This is a genomic window from Reichenbachiella sp. (assembly GCF_965223055.1).
Lineage (GTDB): Bacteria > Bacteroidota > Bacteroidia > Cytophagales > Cyclobacteriaceae > Reichenbachiella.
Map to the genome: position 1 here is coordinate 249,064 of NZ_CBDCVM010000011.1, position 19,072 is coordinate 268,135.

Annotated in this window: 30 protein-coding genes; 7 read left to right on the forward strand and 23 right to left on the reverse strand. The window is 41.6% G+C overall.

Translation table 11 applies throughout. The features are described from left to right. Position 1: 1 nt before the first annotated feature. The 17 genes from ACOQO5_RS12210 to ACOQO5_RS12290 all read right to left on the reverse strand — a co-directional run bounded on the left by ACOQO5_RS12210 (position 2) and on the right by ACOQO5_RS12290 (position 8,809). A complete protein-coding gene (locus ACOQO5_RS12210; RefSeq protein ID WP_420581963.1) occupies positions 2–763 on the reverse strand; it encodes a DUF6633 family protein in 762 nt (253 codons plus the stop codon). Next, entirely contained in the window at positions 684–1,169 is a 486-nt protein-coding gene (locus tag ACOQO5_RS12215) for a hypothetical protein (RefSeq protein WP_420581964.1), read from the reverse strand. The genes ACOQO5_RS12210 and ACOQO5_RS12215 overlap by 80 nt, the downstream gene beginning before the upstream one ends. Further along, on the reverse strand, positions 1,166–1,414 hold the full coding sequence (locus tag ACOQO5_RS12220; protein WP_420581965.1) for a hypothetical protein: 249 nt from the start codon (positions 1,412–1,414) through the stop codon (positions 1,166–1,168). The genes ACOQO5_RS12215 and ACOQO5_RS12220 overlap by 4 nt, the downstream gene beginning before the upstream one ends. A 7-nt stretch (positions 1,415–1,421) precedes the next feature. Continuing rightward, entirely contained in the window at positions 1,422–1,658 is a 237-nt protein-coding gene (locus ACOQO5_RS12225) for a hypothetical protein (protein WP_420581966.1), read from the reverse strand. Beyond that, positions 1,655–1,942 (reverse strand): hypothetical protein, encoded by a 288-nt coding sequence (locus tag ACOQO5_RS12230; RefSeq protein ID WP_420581967.1) that lies wholly within the window; start codon positions 1,940–1,942, stop codon positions 1,655–1,657. The genes ACOQO5_RS12225 and ACOQO5_RS12230 overlap by 4 nt, the downstream gene beginning before the upstream one ends. Then, positions 1,939–2,121 carry a hypothetical protein gene (locus ACOQO5_RS12235; protein ID WP_420581968.1) on the reverse strand — a complete coding sequence of 61 codons (183 nt, stop codon included), beginning with the start codon at positions 2,119–2,121 and terminating at the stop codon, positions 1,939–1,941. The genes ACOQO5_RS12230 and ACOQO5_RS12235 overlap by 4 nt, the downstream gene beginning before the upstream one ends. 3 nt (positions 2,122–2,124) lie before the next feature. Then, positions 2,125–2,511: a hypothetical protein gene (locus ACOQO5_RS12240; RefSeq protein ID WP_420581969.1), complete on the reverse strand. Its 387-nt coding sequence runs from the start codon at positions 2,509–2,511 to the stop codon at positions 2,125–2,127. 330 nt (positions 2,512–2,841) lie between these two features. Then, complete coding sequence (locus ACOQO5_RS12245) at positions 2,842–3,480, reverse strand: DUF3164 family protein (RefSeq protein WP_420581970.1); 639 nt, start codon at positions 3,478–3,480, stop codon at positions 2,842–2,844. 17 nt (positions 3,481–3,497) lie between these two features. Then, positions 3,498–3,869, reverse strand: a complete 372-nt coding sequence (locus ACOQO5_RS12250) for a hypothetical protein (RefSeq protein WP_420581971.1) — start codon at positions 3,867–3,869, stop codon at positions 3,498–3,500. Further along, entirely contained in the window at positions 3,866–4,507 is a 642-nt protein-coding gene (locus ACOQO5_RS12255; RefSeq protein ID WP_420581972.1) for a hypothetical protein, read from the reverse strand. Before ACOQO5_RS12255 ends, ACOQO5_RS12250 begins: the two co-directional genes overlap by 4 nt. After that, a complete protein-coding gene (locus ACOQO5_RS12260; RefSeq protein ID WP_420581973.1) occupies positions 4,500–4,781 on the reverse strand; it encodes a hypothetical protein in 282 nt (93 codons plus the stop codon). The genes ACOQO5_RS12255 and ACOQO5_RS12260 overlap by 8 nt, the downstream gene beginning before the upstream one ends. After that, positions 4,778–5,026, reverse strand: a complete 249-nt coding sequence (locus ACOQO5_RS12265; protein ID WP_420581974.1) for a hypothetical protein — start codon at positions 5,024–5,026, stop codon at positions 4,778–4,780. The genes ACOQO5_RS12260 and ACOQO5_RS12265 overlap by 4 nt, the downstream gene beginning before the upstream one ends. A gap of 4 nt (positions 5,027–5,030) precedes the next feature. Further along, on the reverse strand, positions 5,031–5,240 hold the full coding sequence (locus ACOQO5_RS12270; protein WP_420581975.1) for a hypothetical protein: 210 nt from the start codon (positions 5,238–5,240) through the stop codon (positions 5,031–5,033). Then, a complete protein-coding gene (locus tag ACOQO5_RS12275) occupies positions 5,233–6,165 on the reverse strand; it encodes an AAA family ATPase (RefSeq protein WP_420581976.1) in 933 nt (310 codons plus the stop codon). Before ACOQO5_RS12275 ends, ACOQO5_RS12270 begins: the two co-directional genes overlap by 8 nt. Before the next feature lie 66 nt (positions 6,166–6,231). Continuing rightward, positions 6,232–6,462, reverse strand: a complete 231-nt coding sequence (locus tag ACOQO5_RS12280; RefSeq protein ID WP_420581977.1) for a hypothetical protein — start codon at positions 6,460–6,462, stop codon at positions 6,232–6,234. A gap of 18 nt (positions 6,463–6,480) precedes the next feature. Next, positions 6,481–8,601 (reverse strand): integrase catalytic domain-containing protein, encoded by a 2,121-nt coding sequence (locus tag ACOQO5_RS12285; RefSeq protein WP_420581978.1) that lies wholly within the window; start codon positions 8,599–8,601, stop codon positions 6,481–6,483. 13 nt (positions 8,602–8,614) lie between these two features. Further along, positions 8,615–8,809 carry a hypothetical protein gene (locus tag ACOQO5_RS12290; protein WP_420581979.1) on the reverse strand — a complete coding sequence of 65 codons (195 nt, stop codon included), beginning with the start codon at positions 8,807–8,809 and terminating at the stop codon, positions 8,615–8,617. A gap of 82 nt (positions 8,810–8,891) precedes the next feature. Here ACOQO5_RS12290 and ACOQO5_RS12295 point away from each other — a divergent pair, with 82 nt between their 5' ends. Next, the gene (locus ACOQO5_RS12295) at positions 8,892–9,749 is read left to right on the forward strand and encodes a helix-turn-helix domain-containing protein (RefSeq protein WP_420581980.1); all 858 of its coding nucleotides are present in this window, start codon (positions 8,892–8,894) and stop codon (positions 9,747–9,749) included. 153 nt (positions 9,750–9,902) lie between these two features. Here the strand turns inward: ACOQO5_RS12295 and ACOQO5_RS12300 are convergent, their stop codons facing one another. Further along, positions 9,903–11,039, reverse strand: coding sequence for a tetratricopeptide repeat protein (locus ACOQO5_RS12300; RefSeq protein WP_420581981.1), 1,137 nt, complete (start codon positions 11,037–11,039; stop codon positions 9,903–9,905). 62 nt (positions 11,040–11,101) lie between these two features. Here ACOQO5_RS12300 and ACOQO5_RS12305 point away from each other — a divergent pair, with 62 nt between their 5' ends. Together ACOQO5_RS12305 and ACOQO5_RS12310 are read left to right on the forward strand one after the other, a co-directional pair. Next, positions 11,102–11,944 carry a GNAT family N-acetyltransferase gene (locus ACOQO5_RS12305; protein ID WP_420581982.1) on the forward strand — a complete coding sequence of 281 codons (843 nt, stop codon included), beginning with the start codon at positions 11,102–11,104 and terminating at the stop codon, positions 11,942–11,944. A 135-nt stretch (positions 11,945–12,079) separates the two neighbouring features. After that, positions 12,080–12,343, forward strand: coding sequence for a hypothetical protein (locus ACOQO5_RS12310; RefSeq protein WP_420581983.1), 264 nt, complete (start codon positions 12,080–12,082; stop codon positions 12,341–12,343). Here the strand turns inward: ACOQO5_RS12310 and ACOQO5_RS12315 are convergent. Both ACOQO5_RS12315 and ubiE read right to left on the reverse strand, forming a co-directional pair. Then, on the reverse strand, positions 12,340–13,116 hold the full coding sequence (locus ACOQO5_RS12315; RefSeq protein WP_420581984.1) for a porin family protein: 777 nt from the start codon (positions 13,114–13,116) through the stop codon (positions 12,340–12,342). The two genes, ACOQO5_RS12310 and ACOQO5_RS12315, sit on opposite strands and share 4 nt — an antisense overlap. Continuing rightward, the gene (gene ubiE / locus ACOQO5_RS12320; protein WP_420581985.1) at positions 13,065–13,787 is read right to left on the reverse strand and encodes a bifunctional demethylmenaquinone methyltransferase/2-methoxy-6-polyprenyl-1,4-benzoquinol methylase UbiE; all 723 of its coding nucleotides are present in this window, start codon (positions 13,785–13,787) and stop codon (positions 13,065–13,067) included. The genes ACOQO5_RS12315 and ubiE overlap by 52 nt, the downstream gene beginning before the upstream one ends. 145 nt (positions 13,788–13,932) lie before the next feature. Here ubiE and yihA point away from each other — a divergent pair, with 145 nt between their 5' ends. From yihA to ACOQO5_RS12335, 3 genes are read left to right on the forward strand one after another with little or no spacing between them, the layout of a single operon-like run. Then, entirely contained in the window at positions 13,933–14,529 is a 597-nt protein-coding gene (gene yihA, locus ACOQO5_RS12325; RefSeq protein WP_420581986.1) for a ribosome biogenesis GTP-binding protein YihA/YsxC, read from the forward strand. Between the two features lie 35 nt (positions 14,530–14,564). Further along, the gene (locus ACOQO5_RS12330; RefSeq protein WP_420581987.1) at positions 14,565–14,999 is read left to right on the forward strand and encodes a DUF5606 domain-containing protein; all 435 of its coding nucleotides are present in this window, start codon (positions 14,565–14,567) and stop codon (positions 14,997–14,999) included. Between the two features lie 7 nt (positions 15,000–15,006). Continuing rightward, a complete protein-coding gene (locus ACOQO5_RS12335; RefSeq protein WP_420581988.1) occupies positions 15,007–15,318 on the forward strand; it encodes a hypothetical protein in 312 nt (103 codons plus the stop codon). Here the strand turns inward: ACOQO5_RS12335 and fbp are convergent. Further along, the gene (fbp, locus tag ACOQO5_RS12340; protein ID WP_420581989.1) at positions 15,315–16,325 is read right to left on the reverse strand and encodes a class 1 fructose-bisphosphatase; all 1,011 of its coding nucleotides are present in this window, start codon (positions 16,323–16,325) and stop codon (positions 15,315–15,317) included. The genes ACOQO5_RS12335 and fbp overlap by 4 nt on opposite strands. Positions 16,326–16,468: 143 nt before the next feature. Between fbp and ACOQO5_RS12345 the strand changes: the two genes are divergently transcribed. Further along, a complete protein-coding gene (locus ACOQO5_RS12345) occupies positions 16,469–17,755 on the forward strand; it encodes an aspartate kinase (RefSeq protein ID WP_420581990.1) in 1,287 nt (428 codons plus the stop codon). Here the strand turns inward: ACOQO5_RS12345 and ACOQO5_RS12350 are convergent. Both ACOQO5_RS12350 and ACOQO5_RS12355 read right to left on the reverse strand, forming a co-directional pair. Next, a complete protein-coding gene (locus ACOQO5_RS12350; protein WP_420581991.1) occupies positions 17,738–18,595 on the reverse strand; it encodes a fructosamine kinase family protein in 858 nt (285 codons plus the stop codon). The genes ACOQO5_RS12345 and ACOQO5_RS12350 overlap by 18 nt on opposite strands. Then, positions 18,592–19,047, reverse strand: a complete 456-nt coding sequence (locus ACOQO5_RS12355) for a low molecular weight protein-tyrosine-phosphatase (RefSeq protein WP_420581992.1) — start codon at positions 19,045–19,047, stop codon at positions 18,592–18,594. Before ACOQO5_RS12355 ends, ACOQO5_RS12350 begins: the two co-directional genes overlap by 4 nt. Positions 19,048–19,072: the final 25 nt, after the last annotated feature.

The following is a 19,072-nucleotide window of genomic DNA, read 5'->3' on the forward strand; positions in this document are numbered from 1 at the left end:
ACTAATTACGTTTTGATTTATTGATTTTTCGTTGCGTCCGTACCTGCTTTACCAGCTTGGACTTGTCGTATTCGTGTTTAAATTCCTTGAAGCCGGACTCTGTGCGGTCGGATACTCTACCGTATCCTATACCTGATTTAGTCAGGATGTGCGCACTGTCTGTATGCGCCTGGTGTACTTGTTTTACCTCGGTTGAATACTGATTTAACCAAGAGTTGACCACGTTTAAATCCAGTCGGTCATACACCTCACCATAGTGGCCGAGCTTGGCACGATGAAAGCACAAAGCCACATCCTCCAGCGTCAGGCTCTTGTAGGTGGTAGTGATTGTGAACGCCAGCGTCTCCACCTGCGACACGCTCAGACCTTTACCCACATTGAAATCCTCATCCATGTCTAAGATCAAGAGCGTGACATTAGCCAGCAGATCGTCCTCACTGACCTGGCATAGCTGACTGATAGTAGGCACGGGCTGGTATTGGCTCAGCTCCGCCTTGAGTTCGTTGGCTTGTGTCTCGATGTAGGTCAGCTCCTTTTTGATTTCGGGATCTTCTTTTTGAGCGGCCAGTTGTTTGTACTTGCCACGCCAGTACTCCAGCACGGTCTCTATCTCGGTGGCACGGGTGCGGTCGGTGTATATCTGGCGCACGTTGAGTTTGCTCACGTACCGGATCAGCCCCCGCTTATCCTCGGCTTTTAATAGAGTCCCTAAGCTGCTGTTTGGCTTGGTTATTTCGTTCTTTGGTCGCTTTTGTATTTCCATTGCGGATGTTGTCTAGTATCTCGATCAGGTTCTTATTAATTTGGGTCAGGTTCTTTTGCTTGCCTATGAACTCATTTTGTTTGTCCCAGTGGAGTAGGATATACTGCCAGGAGGCCAGCACACCAGCAGCAGATTTGTCCTTGCTGTGCAGGGTCAGGTACTTGATGATTTCTTTCATGGCTTTGCCTTGCCCTGGGTTCATTTTCACTCCTACACCGATGTGCTTTTTGAGAAAATCATCATAGGCAGCTATACACTCCTGGTACAGTCCGTCCTCGCTCTGGTAGCCAGGGGCAAGCTCACTGAGAAAGACCAGGCTATCCGTGATGGCACGGTAGGTCTTATGATCCTGATGGCCTCGCCCGATCTTGTCCTTGCAGAATTTGATTTGGTCAGTGAGTTTCATGTGAGCTGCTTTAGTTCTTTCCTGTACATCTGCTCTACTTGGTTGAGCACTTCATTGAGTTCGTTGGCGTAGAGAAAATTGAGTATGACCTTGCGTGGATTTCTACTGCCAATGTTCTGCACAAAGGAGTTGATTCGGGTATAATCAGGTTTGTTGGCTTTGGTTGTATAGCCAATCTGACATAGATAGTGTATGATCTTGCCCCGCATCTTGCGCTCTGAATCCGTGACGTGTCGCTTGCCCATGGCTGTATCATTTGAATTTGATCTTGTACAGTTGCTTGTGTATGTCCATGATGTCGATCTGCAACTTTTTCGACTCTATGTGTAGGGTGCTATTCACCGTTAGTGTGGTTTGCATAGCATCCTCATGTCCCTCGGCCATGGCTGAGCCTCTAAGCTCTGAGGCTCTGAGCCTGGCACGATCTATCACGTCTCTGGCCTCATCGAGTGCCGCTACGTATCTCTGGTATTTTTCTGGTTCTGTCATTTGATCTTATTTTTTAGTTCAATCATAGTCTCATGATCAAGGTTGCACCTAGTTTCATCCTCTATCAGCTCGTCTTTTGTAGTGTAGAAATAGGTCATAAACCGCCATGAATTTTCGAAATTTTCAATCTCAGAACCTGTCATGGATCGACACATGACCCACATAGATTCTTTGATTCCTTTGTGATTATTACTGCGATCAGGAATTTTACCGTAAGTCACAGCAATAGTCCACGGATTAGCTGTAGTGCCTTGTTTGCGCTGATAGTAGTGGACTAAGCTCATACCTCCGATATCATTGAGTGTATTTCTAATTCGCTGATGTCCTCAGGGGTGGCTTTTCTCCAGTGCTTTCGTGAAAATGGGTGAGGTATTAGACCTTGTGTGGCTTCCTGCACGTAAAGCACCATTCCTGTAAAGGATCGTTTAAAACAAATTTTTCCTGTGAGTCTTGTGTGTGTCATGGTTTAGTGTTTTAAGTCTTTAAGGAATATTACTTGTCGCTTCTTTGGCCTCTCAAGTGATCCGTGCCAGTTCTTTATCTCTAATATTTCGCCTAAATTGATTGCATAACTACTGCCAGGGATCAGGACAGTACCATCAGGGTAAGTGACTTGGGTCTGTGAATGAACTAAATCAACGCCTTTATATTCTAGTCTAATAACTGGAGAAATAGGTTGGTAACCGTTCCTAATAACTACCTGGTCATAATGCTTGGGATTATTAACTGACTCAAAAAGTCGCTCATACCAATAAACTTTCATTTGCCTGTAGTCTCTCTTTTTGACACCCGTTGCTATCAGATCAAACCAGTGCCTATTTACTGTTAAGTATAGTATCCTTTTATTGCCCATATCCGCTGTATTTAAGTTTGAAATAAGGACTGGCCTAGCGTCTCCAGTACCAGTCCCTCATTAGAAAAAGACTTCTTTAGCTGTGGTAAAACCAGGGGAGGCCGTCTGCCTCTCCCTGGAATAGTTTACAACAACAATGGAACCCGCTCAGGACTCGAACCTGAGTGTATGCCGTTCGGGTTGGTTCTCAAAGGGCTGCTGACCCCTATCGTATGATCTTTTGTTTGACGACAGTGTGGCAGGTAGTGCAGATCAGGGCATCTATCCGGCCACGGCAGCAACTGTCGTAGTTTTCCACCTCTACCAGGCGTGGTTTAGTGCAGGTGCAGCTCACACCGCTGAGAAGTTGAGTGGCAGGGTTTCCCATTTCTCGTCAGCTCCTTTGGTTTTGAACTCGTACCCGAATCCTTTCAGGTGATGACTAAAGCTCTCTTTGAGCAATCGCAGACCTTCTCTCCAGCGTTCGTCGGTGAATTTCTGCTCATGGCTCATCAGGCTAAATACTCGTCCATACTCCAAGTCTCCAGTCTTGTTTTTCTCCAGGAAGCTCATCAGTATTTCGAATAGATCGAGATCACGCTTTTTCACTGTATCGTGCAAAAACTCTTTGATCAATTCGATAGCCTTCTGGCCTCGCTCGTCCCATACAGGCTCAGTGTCTCTGCGACGAGTGACACGGAATAGCTGCTCACTATCGGTGATAGAAAAACCACCTTTGCTATTGCTGCGAATGCCACCGTAGGCTTGCAGCTTCGTCTCCTGGTCATTCATCACCTCATGGCATTTGATTTTCAATGCCTGTAGCTTGGTGTGTACCTCTTGCGCCTCATCCATCAGCTCCAGTACGCTCAGGTCTCTTTGCTTTTCATATTCTTGGCGGGCTTTCTCCTGAGCCTTAGCCTTGGCTTTTCGCTTTTCTACGAGGGCAGCCTCCAGCTGCTCCTCAGTCATTTGGTCTAATACTTCCATTGTTTTCGTCTTTATGTTTAAAAATTTGATTCTACTCCTCTTGGAGCTGCCAGGCTTTTGATCAGCCTGTGATAGCTCTCCGATACCACACTATTGGGGCGGTAGGCGATTCTCTCTGGTGCATGATGATTGATATAGCTTCCGAGCTGGTGATACTTGAACTTGCTCAGGTATCTCTTATCCTCGTTGTACCATATTTGCTGCCACCATGCCCAGTACTCCGGCAGTTTTTCCATGAGCTTGATGTCGTGCGCAAACTCCTCACCGATCCACACCTGGAGAAACTCACAGCCGTGCTTTAGCTTCAACCAGAATAGCTGATCCTGATCTATACCTAAGGATTCGCATATCTGCTGATCCATTTCCGATATGTCTGTCTTGTGAATCATAGTCCTAGTGGTATTTGTCCGGTTGGTTTCTTGTTTTTCGAATCTTTGAAACCCTTTTCCCATACAATAAGTGGCTTCATTCCACCAAATCGACTGCGCACCTTAGCCTCAAAATCTTTCACCACTACCTTGATATCACACAGGTGTCGTATGGCTCTGTGCTTCGCATAGTCAGCGCCATAGGCCACAAATACCAGCGACTTGCGAGGAAATAGCTCATGAAGCTCTTTTACCTGCGCATAGGTCAGCTCCCAATAGCTGATACTATCTATGATCAGCACTTTGCCTGAGTTTCGGTTACCCATTTTCTTTAGGTAATCATCCCATTTGATCAGCTTATTGCCATACATCCACTTACCCGCAGGTACTTCGTCCTTGAAGTTGTTGCGCTCCCAGGACTGTAGTATGCCTTTGTGCTTTCCTTGCTCCACATTGTTGAGATGCACTTTACCGTAGTGGTTAGCCAACATCATGGATAGCTTCATGATATACTCTGTCTTTCCTTCGCCAGGATCACCAGATATGTACATCCTGAATAGCTCCGGTAGCTCTCCCAGATGTTCGAGCCACTCCTGTGGCAGGTCTATCTCAGCAAATCTCCATTTGCCTATATCGTTTACTCCGTAGTTACTAGCCATTGGAGGCCTCCTTTCCTAGTTTATAAATGATGTTGAATGGAGCGGTAATCGCTAATACTGGCAGCGTGATCATGCTCAGTACAAACAACCCGAGCAGCACTAGAACAGCCTCCAGGTCGTCGGACTTCTTGTCTGTGTCTACTGGTACAATTAGGTTCAGACCTCCTGAGCAAAATGTCCACACAAGTACCCAGTTAGGTACATCGTGCATGAAGCATGCTATAGCTACTATAGAAAGCATCACATTGGCGGCCAAAAACAATGATGGTCTCATGATCCGGCCTCCTTTCTTACTCTGGTGTCTATGCTCAGGCGCAATATTCGAAGCGAACGGAGTATAGTTCTGGCAGTCTCTATGCTCACATGATCATAGTCTTGACTGCCTATGATCTCATTGATTTTATCCGTCTCACGTACAGATTCTAGCATTACATCGGCCAGCTCTGCGCCTGGTATAATTGCCTCTATGGTGTCGGTGTAGGACTTTTTTTTGTAAGCTATTTCTGATGTCGATTTCACTCCATTAAGCATCGCACACCTCCTTTTTCTTTTTGTACTTGTTTTGTAGGCTGTCTATGGCTGATTCGATCTGGTACAGCTCTGCCTCCAGTTCGGCTTTTTTGCTGTCAGATAGTTCCTCAGGGCTACGGTACAGCTCACTACGAAGCAAGCCGAGCTTGCTCTGTAGCGTACTGATCTCATTGGCTATCGCCTGGATACTTCTATCACGCATGAGCGACCTCCTTTCCGTTTTGTTTTGCAGTCACTTTAGCTACTGCTCTGTGATGCTCCTCGATCATTCTGCGTACGGCTCTGATATCTCCGGTGAAGTTGTTGACCACCTTCATGATAGCCTCCTGATCAGTCAGTCCATTGAGTACGCATATTCTCGACACTTCTTCAGTCGCTTTCTTATCGTCCAGTACTTTGCCCTGGAGAATCTTGCCACCGCCTCGGCTGTGTATCTCCTGGTAGCTTTGTTTTGCTCTGGCTACGCCTGACTCCAGACTCTTTTTGAGTGATCGACCACCACAGATCACTATACCGAGTTTACCCTCAGTCTTATTCCAAATCGTTTTGATCAATCGCTTGGAGGCTTCTGGTAGCTCGTTCCATTCATCGAGCATCAGGAGCGGTTTATTGTAGGTTAAAAGTCGCTTGACAATGATGTTTATTGAGTCGTGTATGCCTTCGCCCTCGTCAGGAATACCGAGCAAGGCTTTGACACTTCTCAGGAATACTTTCTGCACCATGGAGGTCTCGCACTCCAGATAAAAAGAGTTTTTGGCGTGATCATCTCGGTAGGCTTCCTGTGCAGTGGACTTGCCACGGCCTTGGCTATCACTGATGATGATCATAATAGAGCCTTCCTGTGCGTGTTTGCACATATTGTAGAAGCGTTTGAAGTTGGTCGCCTCACGGTTGAGCTGCCATTCGTTCTCGTCGAACACCACGCCCGCCCATTCGGCCACGGCTGTCCATTTCTGATCCGATATAGAGTACTCTCTCCAGGTCTCCTCGGCTGAGCATATCCAAGTGATAGCTGTCTTGGATACTTGAGCCTGTGCAGCTACTTCCCGCTGGCTCATGCCGTGCATTTTGGCCTTGTTTTTGGCCGCTTGAGCAATCTGCTCTTTTTGCTTGATTGTAATTGTCATAACTTTATGGTCTGTTAAATGAAAAATCAGTTTTGATTCCCCTGCTGTTGGCGCAGTAGGGGTTTTTTATTGAGTTAATTCAAGTATTCTCTCCTCTATATCTTCCAGCTCACTACATATAGAATCCATTTCATCAATAGACTCTTCCATCTTTTCACCCCTTTCTGAGTATTGTATTGACTCAGGGAGATTATCAAATGCTTCTTGCTCGTCTATGCTCACACTTTCAAGCGATGACCTCAATGCTTCCGTGCATTTCAATATTTTGGTCAATTCCTTTCTTCTTGCGTTATTCATATTATTCTCATTTAGTTATCAATCGTATAAATCAGTATCGTCATTGACCGTGGCTAATACTTCCTCACTGATCTCATCGTCGTACAGATCAGTATCCATGGCTCTGTCCTCTATGCGCTTATCCAGCGACTTCATGTAGCTCTGTGCCTCGTTCAGGTATTGTTTATTGCTGCCATCCACGGTAAACATGGTTTTCATCACACCCTCAGCGTCCACAGACATACTGCTCAGTACCTCATTGGTCACCTGTATAGTCTTGGCGTGGCTCTGTATCACTTCACCTATTAGCACCTTGTCAAATCGTAGCTTTTGGTAGAGCATTTCCTGTTTATCAGGGTATTGCTTGGCATCCATGATGCAGCCTGGAGTCTTCACCGTAGCTGGCAGGTAGTAGGCTTTCTTTCTGGTAGGGTGATCCACACGGATCATGTTCAAGTCCTCCGGTAGATACTTCACTCGTAGGCCATTCGCCCCGAATAGCTCTTTGTATTGCTGCGTTTTGGCTGGAATATCTGTGCCATTGTTTTCAGGCTTGCCCCAGTCCATGTAGTGTAGCTCCTCACCATCTACAATCAAGGTGAGACCTTCATTATCAAAGCTATTTGTGCGCTTGCGATACACACCAAAGATGTCTATAAGTGTCTCGTGTGTGGCTATTCTGAGCTGCTCAGTTTCCCTGAGACGTTCCACCCAGTCCTCGAAGCGGTTCAAACCGCTCTTTTTGATCAGACTGTTTCGGTACTCATTGATCGACTCGTTGATCTGATCAATTACCTCCGATTCCGTCGGGAATGCTTTCTTTTCAGCTACTAAAAATTCTCTATTGGGTTGGTTGTCATCGGTTCTGTTGGTGATGTTACAGCCTGACCAGTTTGGGTACTTCTTTAGTATCCTGGTAGCTGAGAACTGCCCGAATACATGCTCGATCATCTTGGTACGGGCATTGCCTACTTGCGCAGGGGTGAAGTATTTAGCCACTTGGTTGTATAGCTCGCCCATGGTCTTACGGGCGTAGTTGTCAGTCCGTATCTGCCAAGGCAAAAGGCCAGTATTAAAAATTGCATTTTTCCAAGCTGAGGCAATGAGTTCAATATTTTCACTTTCACCGATTGCCCATCCCAGTGGTATATCATTGTATCCATCGGTCACCATGTACACTACCTTTCTATTCCAGTAGGTAGTCACCTCTTTGCCTTTTACTTCTTTGGTCTCCTGATAGTACAGCTCCCACGGTGTGCCGTCGCCCTCCCATAGGTAGCCTGGGCAAGTAGGACGCTCTCTGTGTTTCACAGGCATAGCGTCTGATTTGAAGGCTTTCACACCTTTGCGCATCAGTATGCCTTGCAGTTGGTTATCACCATCAGTCAGGAAGTCTCGCACAGTAGTCTCACTTAGTAGCGGCCAGTGGTTCAGTTTTGCTACCACGTTGTACTCGTCTGCGATCCACACGAAGTCACGGTTTACGTGGCTCGCATGTAGCCGCCGGAGTGTTTCTTTTTGCTCGTCTGTTTTGAGTTTGAGGTTATTGGTGTTTTGTAGACTCTTTGGGAGTAGTCCTTTTATTTTGTCTTTCTTGTAGGCTACAAACTTTCGTTGAAACCTATCAGAAGCCACCCAGAAGCCGTCCATAACTTTCACGTCAGGATGGGTCTGGATGGCCTTGAGTAGATCGGGCTTACTGTCGTAGCCCAGTTTCTTGGCTTGTGTTGGTTTGGTATTGTTGTACCAGCGGCAGATCGCTCCAGCTTTTGCCAGTGTCATGATCTTGGCTGGTGTAGCCGGATCAGTACGATCCCAGATGTCCAGGCTACTGATCTCCTTGTATTCAGCAGGGTCTATCTGCCAGTGGATGCTTATATCTGCTTTTGAAACCTCCTTGATATTTTGCTCTGTGTCTAACTGATCTTGAGCAATGATGGCATAGGGATCGCCAATAAGTTCTTTAATGGCCGCTTTGTACTTTGTACTGAGTGTCTCATATTGGATTAAAGTGCACCTCGAATCCTCAGGGTCTTTCACTGATGTAAAGTTCTTGTGACCTGATGATATCAAGTTCTTTATCCTACCAGAGCTATTCAGTTCCAGAGACACCAGCTCTGAGAATGTCATATAGACTTTGTTGTTGTACGCTTTCGGCATGATCCGACTTTGTTTAATCTTCCGTTATCTGATCTTTGATGGTGTCTATGGCAGACTGTATCTCTTGCTCAGTTCTTTCAAACCTTTCCTTCTTAGCTCCTGACCTGTGCATTGCCACCCTTACTGCATTGTCTGAGGTGTCATGTACATACCCGATAATAGCGGCTGGTATCCTGGGTCTTTTTGCTTTTTTGTCTTCTTTGTCCATCTTTGATGTAATAATTTCATTACAATTGTAGTCAGCAATAATTAACAAAGCAAGTAATACCTAACATTTTTGCACCTGAGAGATGTACCTATCAAAGAATATTAAGTGGTTAAGAGAGCGTGAAAACATGACGCAAACCGCTCTTGGTGAACGTGTAGGGGTTACCAGGCAGCAAATCGCAGCTTACGAATCAGATAAACCGAACGGTACGCCTCCTTTTAAATCAATTCTCAAATTGTCAGAAATATTTAACATTCCGTTGGATGCGCTGGCAAAAGTTGACATTGAAAAGGAGGGGGGTGACCTAAACGTGACCTTTAGGCGTGACCTAAATGTGAAAAAGGATGAAAAAAGTACATATTTTCAAAAAAATGTACGTTTGGACTCGCAAAGCGTCAGCGAGCCTATAGAAGTAGTCACAGTCAACCAATACGGCGACCCAAATATTATACAACTCGACATTCACGCACAGGCTGGATGGCCGTCAAATGTTGATAATAAGGCTTTTTACGAGGATTTACCCGCTTTCACACTTCCAGGCAAGGAATGGAGAAACAATTCATTCATTTACATTGAGATCAAAGGAGACTCGATGCACCCTACTATATATAATGGAGATTGGATCATAGCTAAGAAAATTAGCGATTACCGCCATATTCGTGAGGGATATGTACATATAGTACTGACAAATGAGGGCATAAACTGTAAGCGTGTTCTGAATAGAGTCGATAAAAGAGGCTCTCTAGTTCTCAAAAGCGACAATTCAGAGTATCCGACCTACCAAGAGCCACTTGACAATGTACTTAGCTTATATGAGGCCGTCTGCAAAATGAGCTACAATTTCGTGAACCACGGCGAGACGCTACAGAACCAAATAAACGACCTTTCTAGCCGTTTAACCGTACTCAATGATAGATTTAACCGAATTGACCCCAGTTAATTGAGACTAAACCGGAGCTAAACCGAAAAAAATGTACATACTCATTTTTACAAATCGCCGTTTGCGCCCCAATTTCGCCCCCTAATATGTACTTATTGTATTGTGCCCCTTATTCTGTCTGTGATTTAATGATTCGATACGATTCTGCCATTGTTATTCAATCTCATCCAATCTAGCTTCACTTTCTTCAGTCAACCAATCTGTTACATCCAAATCAATCGTTTTCTCGTAATAGACCTCAGCCAGTTCCAAATTATTTTTAGCTTCAGCTATCCTTCCCAGTCCCAAATAAGCCACACTTCTGTAATACTCTCCACGATCCGGGGACAGTTTTCCAGTTTCTAAGCCTCTTTTATAAAATCGCTCTGCAGCATCCAACGATTTTTCTACTTTCTCGACATATACTCCTCTGAAAATTTCCCCACACATTTTAAAATATGGTTTTTCATGAGCCTGCAATTCACTAATGAGCGGTGAAGCATATTCAAAATCCTTTTGTCTTATGAGACATTCCAGATATTTAGCTTTGAAATAATCATTTGCAGGGTACTTTTTGTGCAGCCTTTCTAAATAATACCTCGCTTTATCCGCCCTATTTTCATACCTCAACCAGATGTAAGACAAGTACAAACCAGCCTCTATTTTTACTATCTTGCTGTGATGCACTGCACTATCTAATTGAACGAGTCCCCGCTCAATATCTCCAGATTTGAATACCCATAGAAAGGATTTATAGAATGGATGTCTTTCAGGATATTTTTCTCTAAAGTAATTATACAATCCTGACAGAAACAGCAACTCCGAACTTTGAGCTGTGTGTTCCATCGTTTTTTTGATTAAGTTATAAGTTTGTTTAGCCTGAGACATGGCTTTGAAACTACTCCCCTCTTGTGCATAATATTCTGCCAGCAAACCATGCGCTGACATTTCAAAAAACATGGCCTCCAGATTGTTTGGGTCTTTACTACTTATCATTTCTGATTTGGCAATAGTTTCCAACAAATACTTCTCATGCTCCGGATATATTGGACTAGAAGTCCGAATCGGTTGATCTCGCCAAGCCAAGCTCATGGCTTTCATCATAGGTACAATTGGGTGCTCTGGGAGTTGAAGCTCGATTGAGTCAATGACTAAAGCTGCTTTTTCAAATTCCTGATTGTATATAAAATCTCCACCCCTATCCACCATGGATAATAAGCTAGCGTCTGAAAACAATGGTGTGTTTTGAGATTTCAATTGACTTGAAAACAAAAAAAACACTACAATGAAAAATGAATTAATATTGTTCAATCTAAAGTATAGTCTACGTCATCAATCCTTCCACTCACATATTATTCGACCAAAAATCCTATTTGGTAGCTAACAACATTCATAAGCCAATAGCATTTGAATGGAAGGATAGCGAATGCAAGATAAATATAACCTTCTCGGTAGAAGATGATCTAGCAATTTCTTTACCAAAAGCACCTTATTCGGGATTTAGTATAGAAAATTCACCTTCTCAAAATACAATCAATAAAATAGTTGCGGAACTTAGAAAAAAGCTTTTAGAAAAAGGCGTTAAAAAAGCAATTATTCGTCAGAGACCAGTTTTTCAACCAAATCCAGTTTATCAACTACTTCACGACGCACTGATTCTACATGAGTTCGAATACACCCAGGAAATCAATCAGTTTGTATCTCTTGATCAAGAGCTAGAGCGAAAACTGCATATCATGCAACTGAGAAAAATAAAAAAATGCCAACATGCAGAATTAACCTTTCAAAAAGAGCCATCTGATAGGGTTGAAGAAGTCCATGCATTTCTAGCCAAATGTAGAATACAACAAGGGCTCAATATCAACATTGATAACCATGCACTTGAAGAGTTGTTCCTACAACTTCCGCTTAATTATGAATGTTATACCATTCGAAACAAAGAAAATGAAATTATGGCGTCTACCATTCTGGTCATAGTAAACAGTCAAGTAGTATACAACTACTTGCCCGGTTTTGATCGGAATTTTAAGTCTCTGAGCCCATTATCCTTTTTACTTTATCAATTATACGAGCTTTTGAGGAACAGAAATTTTCAGATTTTTGATTTAGGTATTTCTTCTATTCAAGGCAATATCCAAAAGGGACTTTTCGAATACAAAAAGAGAATGGGTGCTCAATGTTCCGATCGATTTATTTATGAATTGAACATTAAGTAAATCACCTAATTTTGGCTTAATACCAATAGAAAATTTGCTAATCGTGATTATTGTAACAATATTCTCTATAAATTCGTTGCTTTCATTAGCACAATCCAAAAATTGTTGAAGAAATACATTTCTATATTAGTCTGCATGGTAATCAGTTTATCTGCATCTGCAAAAACTGAGAATAACTCCAATAAAATGAGTGATGGAGGTGTGTATACTGCAGAATCCTCAACAGATGCTAAAGAATTGGGTACAAAAGAAGCTGAGTCCACAGAAGAAAGTGAAGAAGCTGGATCCGAACCTGATTCAAGCTATTACTCAGTAAATAAGTTCAATTTCCTATTTTACTTCGTCTACAAAATGAACTACATGGATGAAGAAACTGAAGTTGACAACTCCGACGATTAATACCTTCTTGCTTTTCTCCTGAAAGTTGAAGGACCTCCTTCAAAAGTCACATAAATAGTAAAACTGTGAATATTAAGGCTTTCTATACCGGCACTAAAGTCATTCTCTTCACTATCTAATACGTTCAGCAATCCAAAAGAATATCTAACCTCAGGAGAAAATTTGAATAATGGCTGAAACAGGTCAAGTCCGACCCCGACATCTAGGGAAAGATTAAATTTCTCAATCAACAGTCGTTCTGAAGAATCCTCCTGTTTTTTATTTCCAGACACTTTGATCGCCGGCGTGATTCCAGCCAATAGATAAATGGCTCTATTGTCCACGCGTACTGATTTATACTTGATCAAAAGGGGTAATTCGAAATATGTCGGGTCACGTAGTTCTTCAAGCACAGTGCCATTATCGTAGCGGTAGTCTAGCCCCAATTGATAAAAGGCAAACGTAGGTGCTAAGCGCACATCCATGTATTGAAAAAGATGAAAATTTACAATAAAGCCAATTTTAAAGCCAAACTTATGTGGTGGCAGAATCGAATGGACAGAATCGAGTGCCGGAGAGACAAATTCATCAGAATATTTTAACCGGAACCTGGAACTATGGCCACCAAGCATAAATCCGTAATGAACTTTCTGCTCATCAAAATTGGGTAGATTTATGCTTCCAGGCAACTGGGCTTTAGACTCAGATACAAAAAGGCAAAAGCCAATAACAAAACCTAATACTATTTTGAGGCCGTGTATATAGAACTTATGCCAAATGTTAAGGGTTTGCATTGAGTGTTTTTAAATCCTGTTTTTTCTAATACTTTTAAAAATTGTTGTCCGTATGGGAATTCTGCCACAGACTCTGGCAAGTAAGTGTATGCCGCATTGTCACTAGACACCAGTTTTCCAATTAATGGCAATATAGCCTTAAAATAAAAACCATAAAGTTGTTTCATAGGAAATTTGGTGGGTTTTGAAAACTCTAAAACAACCAGTTTTCCTCCATCTTTGAGTACTCTATGCATATCGGCCAGACCCTTCTCCAGATTTTCGAAATTCCTTACGCCAAAAGCAACGATTACGGCATCAAACTTATTGTCTTCAAACAGAAGCTGTTCGGAATCACCCATACGCATTTCTACTTGGTCTTCAACGCCCAATTCGATCATCTTCTTTCTCCCCACTTCCAGCATGCCTTCTGAAATATCGACTCCAATAATTTTCTCTGGATTGAGTTTCAACGCTTCTATAGCCAAATCCCCTGTTCCCGTGGCAATGTCAAGTATCATTTTTGGTTGATGAGCTTTCAATTGCTTAATGGCCTTTTTTCTCCAAAGGATATCAATTCCCATAGACAAAAAATGATTAAGAAAATCATAGCGTTTGCTGATATTGTTGAACATTTCAGCTACTTGTTGCTTTTTGGATTGCTCCTGATTTTTATATGGTAGTACCGCCAATTGCTTCGTATTTTATTTTGCTGCAATATTACATGGATTCCATGAATTAATTGACAATCTCTCATCCATATCAGGCACAGAAATAAACTTGATATGCTTAGAGTAACAATTTGTATTTAAGCATTTTTGCATAAAATTAGATCCAATGAAAATCACAAGTTCCGAATTCGTAATTAGCAACACTGATTACAAAAAATGCCCAGCTCCAGATAAACCGGAATATGCCTTCATTGGAAGGTCGAATGTCGGTAAGTCATCATTGATTAACATGCTGACTAATAAGAACAAACTGGCCAAAACTTCAGGCAAGCCGGGCAAGACACAGTTGATCAATCATTTTCTCATCAATAAGTCGTGGTATTTGGTGGATCTACCCGGATATGGCTGGGCTCAGGTCAGCAAGGAAATGAAAGAAAAATGGAATATCATGACCAAAAATTATTTGGGTCAACGGGAAAACCTAAACAACGTCTTCATATTGGTTGACTCCAGGATACCTCCTCAGAAGATTGATATTGAATTCATCAATTGGCTCGGAGAATATCAAATTCCATTTGCCCTAATATTCACTAAAGCAGACAAACCAAATAGCACCAAGCTAAAATCAAATATTGCCACTTTCAAAAAGGAATTGCAAAAGCATTGGGAAGAATTACCCCCTACTTTTGTGACTTCATCCAACAACAAAATAGGTCAAAAGGAAATATTAGAATACATCGGACAAATCAATGAGAGTGTATAAAAAATATTAGTTTTGCCACCGATTAATAACTAACTATGGATTTCAACGAAATAGCAACAGTATCAGGAAAAGGCGGATTATTTAGCGTAGTAGCACCTACACGTGGAGGAATGATCCTAGAATCAATGGATGAACAGAAAAAGAAATTGGTGGTGAACGTCAATTCTAAAGTATCTGTTCTTGGTGAAATATCAATTTACACTACTGATAAAGAAGGCTCTTGTCCATTGGAGCAAGTCATGAAAAAAATTCACCAGGAATTCGATGGAGATACCGGCCTGGAGAGCAATGCGGATAACGACGAGCTTAAAGCCTTCTTGAAACATATTCTTCCCGAATATGATGAAGATCGTGTTTATGCTTCTGATATTAAGAAATTAGTAAAGTGGTACCATTTATTGAGTGGCGGATATCCTGAGCTTTTCGAAGAAAAGAAAGAAGAAAGTAAAGAAGCAGCTGACAAGAAATAAGAAGGAGATGAGTACATCCATCTCATCTTGCAGTGCGCTCATTACAAAACATTTCCAGCTCCCGGAGGAGGAGCTGGCTAATTTTCAATCATCCAAACAAGAGCTAGAAGAAGCTCTAGCTTCAATCATCAACAACTTGCTCAATCAGGACATGCCTCGATTGATGAATGCTTTCTACAAAATTGATTTGGACGAAATGGTTTTTAAGGAAATCATTACAAAGGCAGCACCAGATGAACTAGCCATTGTGCTAGCACGAGAAGTGGTGAAACGGGAATTGCAAAAAGTAGAAACCCGAGAGAAATACAGAAACTTCTAGTTTTTTTGAATTACTTCTTCCTCCTTAAATGCTTGAGCTTTCTTCACCATTTCGGGTGAGCCAATGAACAAAGGAACTCTTTGGTGCAGTTCTGTAGGCTCTATCTCCATCACTCGTTTACTGCCATCAGTTGCCATACCTCCAGCTTGCTCGGCAATAAAAGCTAAACAGTTGCACTCATACATCAAACGAAGTTTGCCATTAGGTGCTTTTTCAGTACTTGGATATATATATATCCCACCTTTTAAAAGGTTTCTATGGAAATCAGCAACAAGAGAACCTATATACCTAGCACTATATTGTTCTTTTTTACAATGCTCTATGTATGACTTCACCTCGGGTTCAAAACTGTTATAAGAACCTTCGTTTATAGAATATATTTTTCCATCTTGTGGGCACTTCATATTTTGGTGGGAAAGTAAGAATTCTCCCAAAGTAGGTTCAAAAGTGAATCCATTAACGCCATGTCCGGTTGTATAAACCAACATAGTAGAAGAACCATATAATATATAACCCGCAGCCACTTGATTGTCGCCTTTCTGTAGTACATCTTCCATTTGAACAGGTGTACCTATCGGCGTTACTCTCCTATAAATTGAAAAAATTGTACCAATAGAAACATTAACATCTATATTCGAAGAACCATCTAGTGGATCCATTGCTACCACATAACGGCTATTTGAATTAAGCCGGATAAGTTCATCCTCTTCTTCGGAAATAATGGCACAAACCTCACCGCCATTTTTTAATGCACGCGTGAACCTAATATCAGCAATTACATCAAGTTTTTGCTGTTCTTCTCCTTGTACATTGGTGGCACCATAGGCACCAGCAATATCAAGTAGACCTGACTTATTCACTTCTCTGTTGATAATTTTACCGGCAAGTGCGATATCTCTGAGTAATTGAGACAATTCTCCGGTGGCAAATGCGAATTCACCTTGTTTGTCATTGATGAATCTATCTAATGTTGTTCCAATAGTAGATCCGAGTGATTGCTTATCCATTAAACACGTTTTGGGGTTGCTGCAAAAATAGAAATAATCCGCTTAATGATAAGTCATGGATAAGAGATTCTACCCTCAATAGATAGTCTTTTATTTTTTTATTCTACCTCCATAGGTATTTTTGCCACCCTAATTTATTTAAGATGAAAGTATTCAAATTTGGTGGAGCATCGGTAAAAGATGCCCCTTCTGTAAAAAACGTAGCTGAAGTAATCAAACAATTCTGTGATGATGAGTTGGTCGTTATTGTGTCTGCCATGGGTAAAACGACAAATGCACTGGAAGAATTGGTAAAATTGTTTTTTGAAAAAGGTGATTGGCAAGCCCAACTTCAAGTAATAAAGAACTTTCATTTTGACATTTCCAATGGTCTATTTGAACCTAATCATCAGGTTTTTGAAAGATTGGAATCTATTTTTGAAGGCATAGCTAAGTATTTGAATTTTGCTGAAGGCAAACCTTATATGGAGATATACAGTGAGATGGTAAGTCAAGGGGAATTGCTATCCACCAGAATTATTAGAAACTACCTGAACCAAAACATACACAAAACCATCTGGGTGGATGCCAGAAACTATGTAAAAACAGATTACAACTACATTGATGCTCGTGTAGAATGGGACATGACCAGACGTAACATCAGTGAAAAAATCCCAGTATTCACCAAAGACGCTATCGTAATCACTCAAGGGTTCATTGGTTCGAATGGAGAAGGGAAAACCACTACATTAGGTAGAGAGGGATCTGATTTTAGTGCAGCCATATTTGCAACAGGATTAAATGCCGAATCAGTGACTGTTTGGAAAGATGTCCCTGGCGTCATGACGGCAGACCCAAGTAAAATGCCTGACGCAGTGATCATTCCCCAATTGAGCTATACTGACGCTTCGGAGATGACATTTTACGGCGCATCAATTATTCACCCCCGAACCATCAAACCCCTTGCTCAAGCCGGCATTAAACTGTATGTCCGGCCATTCAATACACCTAAAGAACTAGGAACTGTGATAGGTGCTGACGGAGCTGGCAAGCATCCAGCTTCATTCATTCTGAAAACCAAGCAAGTCTTTGTAGATTTTAAAGTGACCGATTTTACGTTTATCGACGAGCGAAAATTAAGCTTAATTTTCAACGCCCTAGATCAGTTAAACATAAAAATCAATTTGATGCAAAATTCAGCGGTAAGCTTCTCTATTTGTATTGATAAGAAATTCGATAAAGTGGAGAAACTAGTGGAACGATTAAGTGACACCTTCAATATAGAAATGAGAGACAACCTTGAAATGCTGACCGTAAAGGGTTATGACCAAGATGCTCTTGATAAAATTTTTGAAAGGGAAGAAGTATTATTGGAGCAAAAATCCCAAGATGTCTATCACCTGCTTTATGTGCCTGAGGATAAGCACAAGCGCTTAAGTGAACCTGCTTAATATCTGCTTGACCGACGAAAGATAGGAGGAACCAAATAAGTTGACATGAACCAAGAGTGGGTATAAATTGAAAATATCTGCTCTATCTGCATACCCCTGCTGCAAGGGAAATACATCTTGGTAACTTTCGTAGAATTGTGACTCAAACCCTCCAAACAAACGAGTGAATGCCAATTCAGCTTCACGATGTCCATAATACACAGCAGGATCAAAAATCACTGCCTGCCCATCATTTCCAACTAGAAAATTTCCGGACCATAAGTCTCCATGTAGCAAAGCAGATGGTTCCACAGGAACTAAATCAGGTAGTATTGTAAACAACCGCTCAAATGCCGAATTCAAATTTGAATAGATAAGTCCTTGATCAATGGCTAATTTGAGTTGAGGTGTAAGTCTTTCTTGAATAAAAAAGTCAGTCCAATTAGTATGTTGCCCATTATTTTGAGGCAAACTACCAATGAAATTATCATGATCTAGGCCGAAATTCGAAGTTGTATTACTATGCAATTGTGCTAATGAACTCCCAAAATCTTTCCAAAACGACTTGCTCTTAAGCGAGGATTCTATGTATTCCAAGCATAGATAATCAGTGCCATTGACAGAACCACAGCCAATAACTTGAGGGATACTCACTGAATTAGTTGCTCTAAGCAGGTTTAGGCCTTTAGCTTCTGTTTCGAACATTTTGTGGCTGTCAATATTCCATTTTAAGAAATATTTTCGATCCTCAAAATGAAACACACCTGCCTGATGAATACATCCTCCACCTATAGGTATGATTGAGTCTATTGAAGTCTCCTTTTTAAATAGTTGCAAAATGACTTCAGGAAGAAGTTTCATTTTTGTGATTGTATGAATTCAATGAGGCCATCCACCGAGCGAGAAACCATTTGAAAAACTTTCTCAAAACCTTCACTTCCTCCGTAATACGGATCAGGAACATTTAAATTTCTATTGGCATCTGGGTCAAATTCCCTCAATAAAAACAAGTGATCTGTGTTTCCAATAGCCAGTTCCTTCATGTCCTCATAGTTTTTTTCATCCATAGCCATTATATAATCAAATCGATCAAAATCCTCGGTTACGAATTTTCTGGCCTTATGACTAATAGGTACATGATGTTTTAGTGCTACTTCAATACTTCTATGATCAGGATTTTCGCCTACATGATAAGCAGCCGTTCCTGCAGAATCTGCAACCATTTCCATACCAGAAACCTTATGATTGAAAATGGCCTCTCCTAACGGAGATCTACAAATATTTCCTAAACAAACAAATAAGACTCTTTTCATATGGCGTTAATTCTATACTCAAATT